We start from the raw sequence: 14,188 nt of genomic DNA, 5'->3' as shown, positions 1-14,188 counted from the left end.
TGTCTTAATGCTTTCCCGGAAATACGCTGCACCACACGAATCGCACGGCCTAATAGGTGATTCTGCGGTTCCTCGCCGTCACCTGCCATCTGTCAGCCACCTGCCCGTTCCTTGCCACCAGTATCTCCGGATACAGCGCCGTGGTGGGACATATATGGGTGGGAATCACATAGAGACAGGTTCCTATGGCCGGTATCCTGCCTTCGTCCTCCAGCCGGAACGCCCAGTGTTCCTCGCTGTGTATGATGGGTACCGCGTCCTCCAGTCCCACGATATATCCCCGCTGTCCCGCCGGGTCGGATGCAATTCCCTTATAGCCCAGGTCCGTGGTGAACACCCCCTTTGCAGGGCGGCTGATAACCCTGGTCATCACGGCTGCGCCGGGAATGAAATCCAAATCCGGAAGGTTCATGTAATACCCTGCATCCGTGATGAATGCAGTGCCCGGGGACAGATACCACCGGGTACAGCCTGCATGGCATGGAAATGAAGGGGTTCCTCCCGCCACTGCCATTTCACAGCAGATACCGTCCCTGACAAGGCGCTCCATGATATCCGCCACCTTTTTGTCCGTATCGTCCACCTGGGCCAGTCTCAGGGCCGCATCCCTGTTATTGTGGTTTCCATCATAACAGTGCATACCGCACAGGCGGAGCCCCGGAAGGGCGGACGCGAAGCGGTAAAGCTCCTCCAGCTGTTCAATGGGAACACCGGTACGGTTCATCCCCATGTTCACATCCACCAGCATTGGCAGCACAATCCCCTGTTCCACGCATACCCGGGAAAGGGCTTCAAACTGGTTCCGGTCATCCTCCACGCCGTAGAAAACCGTATCAGGATACGCCTTTGCCAGTTTCACCAAACGTTCCATATTAGGACCAATCAGCGGATAGGCCAGAATTACCTTTTCAGCCCCTGCCTCCGCAGCCATCTCAGCCTCCGCAACGGTAGCTGTCTTAAACTTTGTGATGCCGTACTCCATCTGCATCTTCACCATGTCCATGGATTTATGGCTCTTTACATGGGGCCAAAGCCGCTCCGGGCTTCCGGCTGTCCCAATTGCCTTTTTTATGTTGTCCCTGATGATTTCCTCATAATAAATGAGGCTGGGTGATATAATTGCTTCCGTTTCCCTGAGTTCGTACATATGTCCCATATTTATTCTCCCTGTTTCATTATTTTTCCCCTGCACACAACATGCCTCACATGCCGGAACGCTTCTATGTCCTCCAGGGGGCTCCGTTCCACTGCTATAAAATCCGCTTCATATCCTGGGGCCAGCATGCCCAGGAAGTCCCCCAACCCCAAAGCCCTGGCGCCCTCCAGCGTGGCCGCTTGAATCACTTCCTCCGGCGTAAGGCCGCACCTCCTGCATAAAAGCTCCATCTCCAGCCAGGTCTCATGGAAAAAGGTGAATCCGCAGCCTGCATCCGTTCCAATCACGGGACGCATTCCCAAATCAGACAGGCGGGCGAAAATCTCACATTCCCGCTTTTCCTGCTCCAGGAAAAAGGCTTCCCGCTCATCCGGTTTTTTCACGCCATCCCTGGCAGGGTCCAGCATATGGTAGTTGTTGGATATACCTGCCATGAAAAAACGGTTGTTCCCGCAAAACCGTTCCATCACATCCGGCTCATAACACCGTTCCAAAAGCCCCGTACGATGGTTCCGCCTGAAACAGGCGCAGTGTTCCAGGCTGTCCACCCCGGCCTCCAGGGCGTTCACACAGGAGCTGGTTGTCAGGCAGTGGGCTGCTGTGGGAAGTCCCAGTTCATGAGCCGTCTCCACTGCCGCCCGGATTTCCTCCCTGCTGTAGGTGTCGCGCTCCGGTATGGAGCCGGGGGTAAGCTGGCCTCCGCTGACAATCAGCTTGATGCAGCCGCAGCCCGCTGATTTGCGTTCTTTCACGGCCTGTATCAATCCCTGCGCACCGTTGGAGGTCTTTCCTAAGAATGCCAGATGTCCTCCATCCGGGGTCAGAGGCATGCCCGCTGCCTGAATCCTTGGCAGGTCCGCCCCTGTCTCCGCCACGGCTTTCTTCCGGTCCGGACCTGTTTCCAGGTCCATGGGATTATCTGAGCCTAAGGCCCTCACCAGGTCCATGGAGCTTCCTGCGTCCCGGACCGTTGTCACGCCTGAGCGCAAAAGCATCCTGGCGTGTTCCATGGCCCCGGCCAGACGGGTCCCTCTGTCCTCCCTGATGTAGGCTCCATAAGTATCCCCGGAGGGCGTAAACTCCAGATGCACATGGGTATTAATCAGACCAGGCAGGATATAGCTGTCCGAACAATCCATAATCCTTGCGCCGGGATGCGCCTGGGCCAGTTCCTCAAAGCGCCCCATCTCCTTAATCCGGCTTTTCTCCAGAACCATCCCTGTATATTTCATTTTCCTTGAAAGAGAATCATAAATTCCCTTCCCATGGACCAGCACCGGTATCTCCATGAATTCCTCCTCTGCTGCGCGCTTTTCCGGCCTGGGTTCCTACCCCTTTACCGCTCCGGCCGTCATGCCCTGAACAATGTATTTCTGCAGTATCATGGTCAGGATGATGGTTGGCACAATAACCACAATGGTGGCTGCCAGCATACGGCCCCAGCGTATGTCTGCGCCCGACACAAAATACTGCAGGGAGACAGGAAGGGTTCTTGTCTTCTCACCGCTGAGGATAAGGGCAAACTGGAAGTTGTTCCAGGAGCCCAGGAACGAAAGGGTGGAGCAGGTCACTAATCCGGGCGCGCTGATGGGCAGAAGGACGTCCTTAAAACACTTCTGCCTGGTACAGCCGTCCACAATGGCTGCCTCCTCCAGTTCCAATGGCAAATCACTGAAAAATCCCACCATAATCCACACAATCAGCGGAAGGGACAATACCATGTGGCTGAGAATCAGCACGCCGTAGGTATCAATCATGCGCAGCTTGGAAAATATGAAATAATAGGGCAGCAGAATGGATATGTTGGGCAGAAGGCGGGCCGTAAGGATGGCTGTGTTGGCCTTTCCCATTTTATATCTGGCAATTGCATAGGCTGCCGGTACTCCCAGGAGCAGGGACAGCGCTGTGGACGCCACTGCTACAATGGTGGAATTCAGCATATAGGTGCCGTAGTGCTGGGTCTTAAATATGTAAATGTAGTTATCCAGTATGGGTTTGAATCCAAACAGCTTGGGAGGCATGATATACACCTGGGCCATATTTTTAAAGGAAGAAATGAGCACAAAATACAGCGGGAACAGAATCGGTATCACGATAATCAGGACCAGGATGCCAAATAATAATTTTGAGATAATCTTCTTTGTCCTGAACTTATTAACCCCCATAATACGCCACCAACTTTCTCTGTATCTTCATGACTAAAACGCTGAGCAGCAGCACAATCACAAACAATATCATGAGCATTGTAGATGAAAGGCCGAATTTGTAATAGGAAAATGCCGTCTCATAGGCAAACAGGTTAAGTGTCCTGGATGCATTGGCCGGTCCACCCTTTGTCATGGCGTAAATCAGGTCAAAGGACTTGAACACGTCTATGAACCGCAGCAGGCCGATGGAAAACAGGGTCTGGGTGAGAAGAGGCAGGGTCACCTGGAAAAATGTCTGTATGGGCGTTGCCCCGTCCACCCTGGCAGCCTCCATTGGGTCTGTTGGAAGCGACGAAAGTCCTGCCAGACATACAATCACCACCATGGGAGTCATCTGCCATGTCTCCACCGCTGCAATGGCGGGAATGACCGTCTGCTTTGCCGACACAAAGGCTGACCTGGGAAGGCCCACGGTTGTAAAGATATAATTCAGCAGGCCCGAGGACGGCTCATAGAACAGCATCCACATCAGGCCCACTGCCACAGGCGCCATCATGTATGGCAGCAGCACCACTGCCTTCACCCCGTTCTTGCCCCTGAAATCCTTATTCAGTACAAGGGCAATGGCAAGACCCAGCAGCATCTCAGCCACCGTTGCAATGGCTGTGTAGTAAAATGTAATTCCCAGAGACTGCCAGAATTCCCTGCTGGCCAGCACATCCAGATAATTCTTTCCCCAGTTAAAGCGCATGCCGTTCCCCATCAGCAGGTTCCAGTCATTCAGGCTGAATATGAAAGTCATTGCAATGGGAACCGCAATCATGGCCATCATAAAAATAAGGGCAGGCAGGGAAAAGACCCACTTAATATGTTTGTTGACAAAATTGTTCATATACACATCCCTCTCTGTTGTCAGAAAGGAGCCTGGTAATCATTGCAGGCTCCTTTCCATTGTCTCCAAAGCACGTCCGGCTGAATCAGCCTTCGGGACACGCTTTAATCCTCATAGGGATAATCCGCGCCGTACTCACCTGCATCCTTAAGGAGCTGGTCCACCTTTTCCGCCGCTGCATTCATCTTGCTCTCCAAATCCGGTCCCTCTCCCTTTGTCTCAATGGAGTACACAATGGCCTCGCCCATGGCGTCCCTGGCCTCTGATACGGCGGTCATCCTGGGAAGTCCGTACTGGTTGGTGGTATCAGCCTGAATCTCTTCATTGTATGCCTGGATGTAGTCTTCCGGCATGGCGGCTGTGACGCGCTCATCGTCCCATACGGAAGCCCTGAAGGTGGGCATTCCCTTTGGAGTGATGTCGGCCGCAATATCCTTGCCTGCCGCATATTTGAGGAATTCCCATGCAGCCTCCTTGTTCTTAGAGCCTGAGTAAATGGATGCGCCCCACACCACCTGCTTATAGGACTGGCGTCCTGCAGGACCTTCCGGAATGGGAGCAACCCCTACCTTGTCGTAGAAGGAAGACTCATTGGGGTCTATCAAAGTCTGATACAGGGCAATGGCATCCACGCACATGCCTACCTGTCCGGCGTTGAACAGCTGGGTCATCTGGGAATATCCTGCGGTCAGTATGCCCTCCGGAGCATAGTCCCCCAGCAGCTTTCCATAGAATTTAGCTGCTTCCAGGTTCTCGGGCGTGTTAAAGGCGCATGTGCCGTCCTTGAAATAAGCGCCGCCAAATCCGTAAAGGAAGGGTGAAAACTGGGAGGTCAGGGCTATCTTCTCGCCGCGGCAGGCAATGGCATAAAAATTGCCTGCAGGGTCATTGATTTTCCCGCATACATCCAGCAGCTCATCGTAATTTGTGGGAACCTTCACTCCCTTTTCCTCAAATACATCCTTCCGGTAGAACATCAGCTGTACGGAAGAATACAGGGGAAGGGCTCCGATGGCCCCGTCAGACTTAATCTTTATCTGTTCCATGGGTGCCGACGAGAAGTCTTCCCAGTCAAATTCCGGGTCCTCTAAATATTCATCCAGCGGTTCAATCCATCCGTTATTGCTGTAAGCCGCCATGTCCTGCAGCGGGCTCATGAGGAACGCGTCAATGGTGGAGGAGCCTGCCAGAAATTCCGTGGTTATCTTCTCGCGAAGCTGGGCTTCCCCGTACAGCTCCAGATTCACCTTGATTCCTGTCTCCTCCTCAAAATCATCCAGATACGCTTCAATCGCATCTGAAATCTGTCCTGTCATACTGAGGACACGGATTGTTGTGCCGGCATAGGGCTTTTCCCCTGCCTCCCCTGCGGCGGTTTCCCCGGATGTCCCCTCTGCTTCCTTGCCGGCCGGAGCCTCCGAAGCCTTGGACGTATCACCCGGCAGTCCGCTGGTCCCCCCGGAACAGCCTGCAAGTGACCCCGCCAGCATTACTGCGCTTAAAGCCATACAAATTTTACGTTTCATAAATACCCTCCTTCTATTCACGTTTTCTTAAACTGTAAGCATAGTATAAATGTTCATTCCCTGATTTGGAATTTAAAAAAATAGGGATTATTGGTATTATTGTCCACCAAAAATAATCCCTATTTTTTATTTGAATTATTGTATGATTCTTTTTAAATATTGTATGATTTTCACAATTTCCGCACGTCACTGGGACTCATATTGTAATATTTTTTGAACAGGCGGCTGAAATAGGAGATGTCATGTATGCCTATCCGGCTGGCCGCCTCCTGGACCTGGATATTGGAGCTACCAAGAAGGGTAAACGCCTTTTTCATCTTCAGCCGGTTGAAATAATTCACAAAGGTGTCCCCGGCAGCCTTCTTAAACAGGATGCAGAACTGGCTTTTTCCCAGGGCGCACCATCCGGCTGCTTCCTCCAGGCTTATATTCTCATCCACATGGTCCTCCAGGTACTGAAGAAACCTGGTAATCTCCGGATTCGCGCTCTTATTGGCCAGTAAATAATCCACCACGGACTGCACCGCTGCCTTAAAACAGCCCTTTAACTCCGTCAGTGTCTCGGCTCCCCAGAAATCCCCGGTGGAGTATATCTCATCGTATTCAGGCACATCCGTTCCCTCGGGAATGGAATATCCTGATATGAACACCCATGTCTCCACCACGCCGCGTCGTATGGCCTGTATCTGGTCAAAGGACCGGAATCCCGCCATCTCCTCAAACCAGCTGTCAATCAGCCGGAATGCCTCATCTGCATCCTGCCTGAATATGGCCTCCTGCATGTTCCGCTGCACACTCCTTTTTGTGATGAAGGGACGGCCTGTTTCCTCCTTCTTGCTGTGAAAGGCGGCCGGACCGTCAAAGAAGCGCAGGGCCGCCAGCCTCCTGGCCTGGGCGAAACCGGCCGGAATGTCCATGCGGCTTAAGCACTCCTGGCCCAGTCCCATGGAAAGGGTCAGGTTCAGGTGGGTCTTTAAAGCATGATTGAGCAAATCCAGGGTGTCCGGAAAAAAACAGTCCGCACGGTCCCCTCCCACGCTTCTGAACAGGACCACAATTTCATTCTCGCCGGTAAAAGCCAGGTCTGATTTCGGCAGCTCTTCAAAGTACTCCCGGATTATGTTCAAAAGGCCGTACCTTCTGATATGGGCGTCCGTGCTGCTGCCCGGACGGTTCATCTGTTCACTGTCCACCAGAAAACAGCCTGCCCGGTAAGTTTCAAAGGGATTATAGGTATATCCCAGCCGGTCCAGCAGCATTTCATTGTCCCCAGGCCCGTGATTTCCCAGCAGCAGGGTCTTTAAGTCCTCCTCCCGGTTAAAGGACTGCACCTTCATGTCCAGGCTGCCCCGGCCCGCCTTCTTCTGTTCCTCCTCTATCATGGCCTTTAACCTTGTGATAAGCTCCACCAAAGTATCCTGGGTAAAGGACAGCTTAAGTATATAGTCCTCCGCCCCCAGCTTGATGGCCTTCTTCACATAGTCAATCTCATCCACGCAGCTCAAAACCACAACCTTTGTATCCGGGTGGTTCTCCCTTATATACTTCACCAGCTGGATTCCGTCCATGCCGGGCATCATAATGTCCGTAAACACGATATCAGGCACATCCCGGTTCATGCACTCCACTGCGTCCTTTCCGGATTCACAGGTGGATACCACCCTGCATCCGTAGGCTTCCCAGTTAATGCATGACTGGAATCCCACCCTAACTATGATTTCATCATCCACAATCATTACCTTCAGCATGACCCGTTTCCTCCCCCATATGGAAATACTGCAAAAACCTTTGTTCCGTATCCTACCCTGGATTCAATATAGAGCCCGTAATCCGCTCCGTACCTGGCTTTCATCAGCTCATGGATGCTGGTGAGCCCGATTCCGGTCACATGGCGTTTCTTGCTGTTTTCATCCAGCTCCTTCAGCACCTCATCCAGTTTTCCCTGCTCCATGCCCGCACCGTTATCCTGCACCGTGACGCAGACCCGCTCCCCATACTGTTCAGCCGTAATCCATATGGTGCCGTGTAGCACCTCTCCCATGCCGTGGAGCACCGCATTCTCCACTAGCGGCTGGAGGAAGAACTTAATGACCCTGAACTCCTCCAGCTCCTGTGGGATGTCCGTCACCAGCTCAATCCGGTTCTTAAGTCCCCAGTTTTTGATTTCCACCCATGCCCTGACAACACGCATTTCCTCCTTCAGAGGCACTTCCTCCTCCCTCCGGTTCATGGTGTTCTCCAGAAGGATTCCAAGGGAGGTAATCATGTCCGCTATGTTGCCTGCCCCGGATATCATGGCGGACCACTTGATTACATTTAACGTGTTGAAAAGGAAATGGGGGTTAATCTGGGCCCGGAGCATCTCATAGCGGAGATTCTGCTCTATTTCCTTCTGCTTGATGGTCTGGGCCGAGAGTTTCTCTATGTAATCCACCATCCTGCTGATTTCCCGCTCCGCCTCCACGATTCCGAACACAGGCATCTGCCTGCCCTTTGCGTCCTCCATGTCGGCGATTTTTGTACCGCCTATGTTCACCCCGCTCACCTTATGAATCAGCCGGTTAAGAGGCGCATTGACATAGAAATACATGGCAAGGCAGACCGCGCAGGCCCCCAGGGCCATGAGCATGGTCAGGGAATTCACCGTACTGTGGAGCTTGTCCACTGCCTGGGTAATGTGGGCCAGGGGCACCAGGTTCACCATGCGCCAGCCTGTGCCGGCCATGGTCACATGGTTCACCAGATACTCCTCCCCGCCCTTTGTATAATGAAAATAATCCTGGTCCTCCCGGAAATCCCCGTTCAGCCTGCCCGCTGATATATCATCCAGAATATCACTGTGCTCCGTGGCATAAATCAGATGGTTTCCCTGGTCAAAGAGGGCCAGCACCGCGCCGTCATAGGGAATCAGCACCTGGGAAAGATTTTCCGTGGGAAAGGACACAAAGGACACCCCAAGGAATTTCAGGGAATTATAATCCTTAATCCGGCGGATAAACAGGATAAAATCCTCGTCCTTTCCTGATTCAATCCGGTCCTTGAACACACCCTTGTCATTGTAAATACAGGGCGCAATCCACCCGGACACTTCCTTGCCCTCCAGGAATTCCCGGTACCACGGCTGCTGTTTGACGCTCTGGGCAAACTTCTCCCCAAAATAACTGCTGTTGTCAATCCCGTCCGCCACGCTGTACACTGTTGCATCGGCTCCCAGGATGATGTAATGGAGCCTGTAATCAAAGAATATATTCCTGTAAAAGGTCAGGGTTTCCTCCACAGCCCGGATGCGGCTGACATTCTCCGAGGAATATACCTTTCCGTCATAGGACTGGTTTAAGTAGGAGGCCACCTGCTTGTTGGTGCTGGATGCAGCCGACAGCTTGCGTATGGAATCCGTCACATCGGTCAGCGCCAGCTCGTTGCGGTTCATGTACTGGGATATGATGCCTGCCTCCTGGGTGATGAGCAGATTCCTGCTGCGGTTAAAGGAGTAGTGCATGATGAGGAACACGCTGATAAAGACAGCGATAATACATGTATATATGATTTTAATCCTCAGGTTTACCTTCATCCTCTTCATCAAACCGTCCCCCCTGGACGGCCAGACGGCCGTCCAACTCATTATAACATTCTTTTATTTCCCGGACAATCCTGGGTCCTGTACATCGCGGGCACCTGCCTCTCAAATGCCTCCTGTATCTCCCTCTGGAGCCGGCTGCTGCTGAGTATATCAAACCCTGTCATGGCCAGGGCCTTTGCCCCCAGGATACACGCCCTGTCCCCTTTCTCCGATGCAGCCGCCGCCGCAAACTCCGGTGAATGGCCGTTGACCTCCCCTGGCGCAATGGATATATATTCATGAATCACCGGCATGTGAAGCGAGAGATTGCTTACATCCGATGAGCCGTAAAAGCCCATGGGGTCGGGGTAGGAAACAGGCTCCCCCAGTGATTCCAGGTTCTCCTTAAAGGCCTGGCCCATGGGGATATTGGGATAACGTTCGGAAAACAGGGGGTCCACGTGTATGTCCGCCCTGGCCCCTGTGAGCATGGCTGCAGTTTCCGCACAGTGCTTCACGATTCCCACCAGACGCTCCAAATCCCCCAGGGTCCTGGAGCGCAGGCAGAATTCACAGGATGCCTCCCCCGGAATCACATTGTTGGCCTGGCCTCCCTGGCGGATGACGCCGTTGACCGTATCCTGAAAACGGAAGCAGGGATGCATCAGGTCAATATTGGAAAAGGCAGCCCTGACCGCTGTGAGGGCATTGATTCCCGATGCAGGGTTGGAGGAATGGGCTGATTTTCCGGTAAAGCCCGCATAAACAGTGGTGCATCCCCTGGCGCTGCGCTGCACCATGGAGGGGCCGGAGGTGGGATGGCACATCAGCACATAATCCACATCCGCAAAGGCGCCCTGTGCCTGCATAAGGATTTTTCCGCCCTTTGTCTCCTCCCCCGGAGTCCCTATGACGTATACGGTTCCGCCCAGGCGGTCCAGTACAGAGGAAAGGGCTATGCCTGCCCCGGCTGCCATGGCTGCAATCATGTTGTGGCCGCACCCGTGGCCCAGTCCCTCCAGCGCATCGTACTCGGCCAGAAAGGCAATCCTTGGCCCATTCTGGCATCCGCCGGACACGCCGCTTTTTTTCACCGCTGTAAACGCGGTTGCCAGACCCCCGGTTCCTGTATCCACCCGGAAACCATGTGAACGCAGCAATCCTGCAATCCTGTCACAGGCGTAATATTCCTCAAACCCGCACTCCGGGTGGCTGTGTATATCATGGGACAGCTGTATCAGCTCCTCCCTGATTGCCTCCGCCTGTCCTGCCACATATTCTTTCGTCCCTTCCATTCTCTACCGCCTTTCTCTCTAATACAAAACCGGGAGGAAAAGGTTCCTCCCGGTCATGCAACGGCCTTCAGGCCCTGTTACTCTTCTGTTACCACCGCATTCTGGTACTCATGTGCGCCAATCTGGCTCAGCATCAGTCCCTGAAGCTTTCCGGTGGCTGCAATCACCTTTGTCTCGCTGTAAAGGCCGATGATTGGGGTGTCTGTAACCATGTCATCGTAAAGCTGCTTCAAAAGCGCTTCCCTCTCCTCGCCCTCGCCGGTGGATGCATACTTCACATATGTCTCATCGAATTCCGGGTTATAATACCGGGAGAAGTTATTGACAGAGGTGGACAGCAGCATTCCGTTAAACACATAGTCCGCATGTCCTGTATTGGTCTGCCAGAAATCCAGCATCAGGTCAAAGTCCTCGCCGGCCTCAATCAGGGAGAAGGATGTATTGTCATCCTGGGTCACAATGTTGAGGGTGATTCCCACCTCGGCCAGCTGGCTCTGAAGCACCTGGGCAATCTCCGTGTTGGTCTGGTTGGAGTTGGTCCACAGGGTCAGTGTAATGCCGCTGCCGTAGCCTGCCTGGTCCAGAAGGGATTTTGCCTTCTCCGGGTCATATCCGTTTGTCTCGTATTCCCGGTAATCCTGGGCGGACTGAGGTATGATGTTGTCGGATACGGTTCCGAATCCATAGAGCAGGGAATCCACAATGGTCTGCTTGTTGATGGCGCACTCCACTGCCTTGCGGACATCCGGGCTGCCCACAGGGCCGTCGGAACTGCAGTTCAGCTCCATAAGGATGATTTTCATGGACGGGCTGGTGAGAATCTGAAGGTCCTTATTCTCCTGGATACGGGAGATATCATTGTTGGGAACCTCATAAGCCACATCCACCTCGCCTGTTTCCAGCATCATGGTGCGCTGGGAAGCCTCAGGCACGATTTTCATGGTCAGGAGCCTTGTCTTTGCCGGGCCGCCCCAGTAATCATCAAAGCGCTCAAGGGTATAATAATCGCCTTCCACTGCCTCCTTTAATTTATAAGGGCCTGTACCGATTGGATTGGAGCCAAAGGTTGCCTCATCATATTCCGCAGGCACCACGGAAGCCTGGGGCAGGGTCAGTATGCTTAAGAAAGCCGGGTTGGGAGCTTTGAGCTTAACCGTTACATGGTAGTCATCATCAATGGTGCAGCCGTCGTAATTGCCCACAAACAGCGCTCCCCTCTGGTCGATGAGGTCCAGGGTGAACTTCACGTCCTCTGCATTCATATCAGAGCCGTCATGGAACTTTACGCCCTCCCTGAGGGTCAGCTTCAGGGTGGTGTCGTCCGCCCACTGGTACTCGGTTGCCAGGCACGGCTGCATCTTCATGTCGGAATCATAGGTGAGCAGCGGGTCAAACATGTTGTTGGAGATGGAGTAGGCCCTCTCCTGCTGTCCGATGGTTGCATCCAGCGTGGTCAGGTCATTGCCCTGGCAGAATATGATTTCATCCTTAATCTTCACGTTCTGTCCGTCGCTTCCAGCCACTGTTTCCTGGGGTGTTTCTGCTCCGCCCTTACTGCCGCCGCAGCCTGTCATCACCATACAGGCGATAAGACACATGGCAATTGCTTTTTTCATACATATATCCTCCTGAAATTATTCATTATATTCAACTCCCTGCCTATTTACCGCTGCAGAGAAGATGACACGATACAAAATGCCCCGGTGAAGCCTCAATCTCATGTATGGGCCGCCCGCATTCCGGGGTTGCCCTGGGACACCGCTTTGCAAACCTGCATCCCTCTCCCATGTTGATGGGAGAGCTCAGCTCCCCGTTCAATATCTCCCGTTCCATCTTAATGGTGGGGTCCGGGATAGGGATGGCTGACAATAATGCCTGGGTGTAAGGATGCATGGGATGTTCAAAGAGCTCATCCGGCTTGGCCCTCTCCACCAGCTGTCCCAGGTACATAACCACAATGTCGTCGGAAAGATGCTTCACCACCGATAAATCATGGGTGATGAACAGATAGGTAAGTCCCATCTGCTCCTGAAGGTCCTGCATCAGGTTCAGCACCTGAGCCTGAATGGACACGTCCAGGGCCGACACCGGCTCATCGCAGACAACGAATTCCGGGTTCAGCGCCAGAGCCCTGGCAATACCGATTCTCTGCCTGCGGCCTCCGTCCAGCTCATGGGGATAGGAATTGGCAAACCGGTATGCCAGCCCCACCAGGTCCATCATCTCCCTGACCTTTTTCTGAAGGCCTTCCCTGTCGTTCTTCTTATAGATGCCCTGGAGCACCAACGGCGCCTCAATGGCCTGGCTCACCGTCATACGCGGATTCAGGGAAGAGTAGGGGTCCTGGAAAATAATCTGCATCCTGGACCGCAGGGCCTTCACCTGCTTCTTGTCGTACTTCACAATATCCTGTCCGCCAAACCAGATTTCCCCGGACGTGGGTTCCTGAAGCCTCAATATGGTGCGGCCCAGAGTGGATTTGCCGCAGCCCGACTCCCCTACCACGCCCAGTGTCTTTCCCTTTTCAATGGAAAAGGATATGTTATCCACGGCCTGAAGGGGTCCGCGGGGCGTATCAAAATATTTCTTCAGATTTCTTACTTCTAACAGTCCCTGGTGTTCCATCACTCCCCTGCCCCTTTCCTCAACTCATTCTCCACCTTGAAACAGCGCACCTTGTGGCCGTTTCCGGCATCCATGAACCGGGGATGCTCCGTGCTGCACCGTTCAAAGGCATATTTGCATCTGTCCGCAAAGGGACATCCTGTCCTCTGCACCGTTGGGTCCGGCATCAGCCCGTCAATGGGATTCAGCCTGTGTACGTGCAGGTGCACCTGGGGAATGGCTCCCAGCAGTCCCTCGGTGTAGGGATGCAGGGTATGCTTATAGATATCCAGGACCGTTCCGCTCTCCACAACCTCCCCTGCGTATATGATGGCCACCTTCTCACACATCTGGGCAACCACGCCTAAATCATGGGTAATCAGAAGTGTGGCCGTATGGTATTTATCCTTAAGGCGCCGCATCATCTCCAGCACCTGGGCCTGGATGGTCACATCCAGCGCTGTTGTGGGCTCGTCCGCTATAAGCACCTTGGGGTTGCAGGCCAGGGCAATTGCGATAACCACCCTCTGCTTCATGCCTCCTGAGAATTGGTGCGGGAAATCCCCTGCCCTCTCCGCCGGAATACCCACTGTCTCCAGCATTTCCATGGCCTTTTCCTCGGCTTCCTTCTTGGTGCATTTTTCATGGACCCGGATTACCTCCGCAATCTGCTCCCCTACCCTGACAACGGGATTTAAGGATGACATGGGGTCCTGGAAAATCATGGATATCTGGTTGCCTCTGACGGCGCGCATTTCCGCACCGCTGGCCGTTAAGAGGTCCCTGCCCTCAAATTCAATGACGCCGCCCTCTATCCTGCCGGGAGGATTGGGAATCAGACGCATAATGCTCTTGGCAAGCGTGGTCTTTCCCGCGCCTGTCTCGCCTACCAGTCCCAGTGTCTCCCCGTCGTCCAGTTCCAGGTCCACATGATTCAGCGCATATACAGTTCCGTCCTCTGTATGGTATTGTACCTGTAAATCTTTGATTTCTAATATATGACTCAACG

Annotated in this window: 11 protein-coding genes; all 11 read right to left on the bottom strand. The window is 53.4% G+C overall.

The window, feature by feature from the left end:
* Positions 1–49 precede the first annotated feature (49 nt).
* Positions 50–1,156, bottom strand: a complete 1,107-nt coding sequence (locus I2H39_RS25965) for a D-TA family PLP-dependent enzyme (RefSeq protein ID WP_138308871.1) — start codon at positions 1,154–1,156, stop codon at positions 50–52.
* 2 nt (positions 1,157–1,158) lie between these two features.
* Positions 1,159–2,445, bottom strand: a complete 1,287-nt coding sequence (locus I2H39_RS25960; RefSeq protein ID WP_138308873.1) for an amidohydrolase family protein — start codon at positions 2,443–2,445, stop codon at positions 1,159–1,161.
* Positions 2,446–2,484: 39 nt separating this feature from the next.
* Positions 2,485–3,321 carry a carbohydrate ABC transporter permease gene (locus tag I2H39_RS25955; RefSeq protein WP_138308875.1) on the bottom strand — a complete coding sequence of 279 codons (837 nt, stop codon included), beginning with the start codon at positions 3,319–3,321 and terminating at the stop codon, positions 2,485–2,487.
* Positions 3,311–4,195, bottom strand: coding sequence for a sugar ABC transporter permease (locus I2H39_RS25950; RefSeq protein ID WP_195627901.1), 885 nt, complete (start codon positions 4,193–4,195; stop codon positions 3,311–3,313). Before I2H39_RS25950 ends, I2H39_RS25955 begins: the two co-directional genes overlap by 11 nt.
* A 104-nt stretch (positions 4,196–4,299) precedes the next feature.
* A complete protein-coding gene (locus tag I2H39_RS25945) occupies positions 4,300–5,721 on the bottom strand; it encodes a sugar ABC transporter substrate-binding protein (RefSeq protein ID WP_138308880.1) in 1,422 nt (473 codons plus the stop codon).
* 170 nt (positions 5,722–5,891) lie between these two features.
* Positions 5,892–7,469 (bottom strand): response regulator, encoded by a 1,578-nt coding sequence (locus I2H39_RS25940; RefSeq protein ID WP_195627900.1) that lies wholly within the window; start codon positions 7,467–7,469, stop codon positions 5,892–5,894.
* Entirely contained in the window at positions 7,463–9,301 is a 1,839-nt protein-coding gene (locus I2H39_RS25935) for a histidine kinase (RefSeq protein ID WP_138308884.1), read from the bottom strand. The genes I2H39_RS25940 and I2H39_RS25935 overlap by 7 nt, the downstream gene beginning before the upstream one ends.
* A 41-nt stretch (positions 9,302–9,342) precedes the next feature.
* Positions 9,343–10,575 carry a M20 family metallopeptidase gene (locus I2H39_RS25930; protein WP_195627899.1) on the bottom strand — a complete coding sequence of 411 codons (1,233 nt, stop codon included), beginning with the start codon at positions 10,573–10,575 and terminating at the stop codon, positions 9,343–9,345.
* 77 nt (positions 10,576–10,652) lie between these two features.
* On the bottom strand, positions 10,653–12,191 hold the full coding sequence (locus I2H39_RS25925; RefSeq protein ID WP_195627898.1) for an ABC transporter substrate-binding protein: 1,539 nt from the start codon (positions 12,189–12,191) through the stop codon (positions 10,653–10,655).
* Positions 12,192–12,234: 43 nt separating this feature from the next.
* Positions 12,235–13,200: an oligopeptide/dipeptide ABC transporter ATP-binding protein gene (locus I2H39_RS25920; protein WP_138308890.1), complete on the bottom strand. Its 966-nt coding sequence runs from the start codon at positions 13,198–13,200 to the stop codon at positions 12,235–12,237.
* The gene (locus I2H39_RS25915; protein WP_138308893.1) at positions 13,200–14,186 is read right to left on the bottom strand and encodes an ABC transporter ATP-binding protein; all 987 of its coding nucleotides are present in this window, start codon (positions 14,184–14,186) and stop codon (positions 13,200–13,202) included. The genes I2H39_RS25920 and I2H39_RS25915 overlap by 1 nt, the downstream gene beginning before the upstream one ends.
* Positions 14,187–14,188 lie beyond the last annotated feature (2 nt).

Origin of the sequence: Clostridium sp. 1001283B150225_161107_B6, assembly GCF_015556325.1 — a bacterium.
Taxonomy (GTDB): domain Bacteria; phylum Bacillota; class Clostridia; order Lachnospirales; family Lachnospiraceae; genus Enterocloster.
Note: the sequence above shows the minus strand (reverse complement) of the source record. Positions and strands in the feature narration are given on the sequence as shown.

What these genes read in the sequence shown, in the direction of transcription:
- I2H39_RS25945 (WP_138308880.1), bottom strand. Translation starts at nt 5,721, where the DNA reads ATGAAACGTAAAATTTGTATGGCTTTAAGCGCAGTAATGCTGGCGGGG.
- I2H39_RS25955 (WP_138308875.1), bottom strand. Translation starts at nt 3,321, where the DNA reads ATGGGGGTTAATAAGTTCAGGACAAAGAAGATTATCTCAAAATTATTA.
- I2H39_RS25960 (WP_138308873.1), bottom strand. Translation starts at nt 2,445, where the DNA reads ATGGAGATACCGGTGCTGGTCCATGGGAAGGGAATTTATGATTCTCTT.
- I2H39_RS25940 (WP_195627900.1), bottom strand. Translation starts at nt 7,469, where the DNA reads ATGCTGAAGGTAATGATTGTGGATGATGAAATCATAGTTAGGGTGGGA.
- I2H39_RS25925 (WP_195627898.1), bottom strand. Translation starts at nt 12,191, where the DNA reads ATGAAAAAAGCAATTGCCATGTGTCTTATCGCCTGTATGGTGATGACA.
- I2H39_RS25965 (WP_138308871.1), bottom strand. Translation starts at nt 1,156, where the DNA reads ATGGGACATATGTACGAACTCAGGGAAACGGAAGCAATTATATCACCC.
- I2H39_RS25950 (WP_195627901.1), bottom strand. Translation starts at nt 4,195, where the DNA reads ATGAACAATTTTGTCAACAAACATATTAAGTGGGTCTTTTCCCTGCCT.
- I2H39_RS25930 (WP_195627899.1), bottom strand. Translation starts at nt 10,575, where the DNA reads ATGGAAGGGACGAAAGAATATGTGGCAGGACAGGCGGAGGCAATCAGG.
- I2H39_RS25920 (WP_138308890.1), bottom strand. Translation starts at nt 13,200, where the DNA reads ATGGAACACCAGGGACTGTTAGAAGTAAGAAATCTGAAGAAATATTTT.
- I2H39_RS25935 (WP_138308884.1), bottom strand. Translation starts at nt 9,301, where the DNA reads ATGAAGAGGATGAAGGTAAACCTGAGGATTAAAATCATATATACATGT.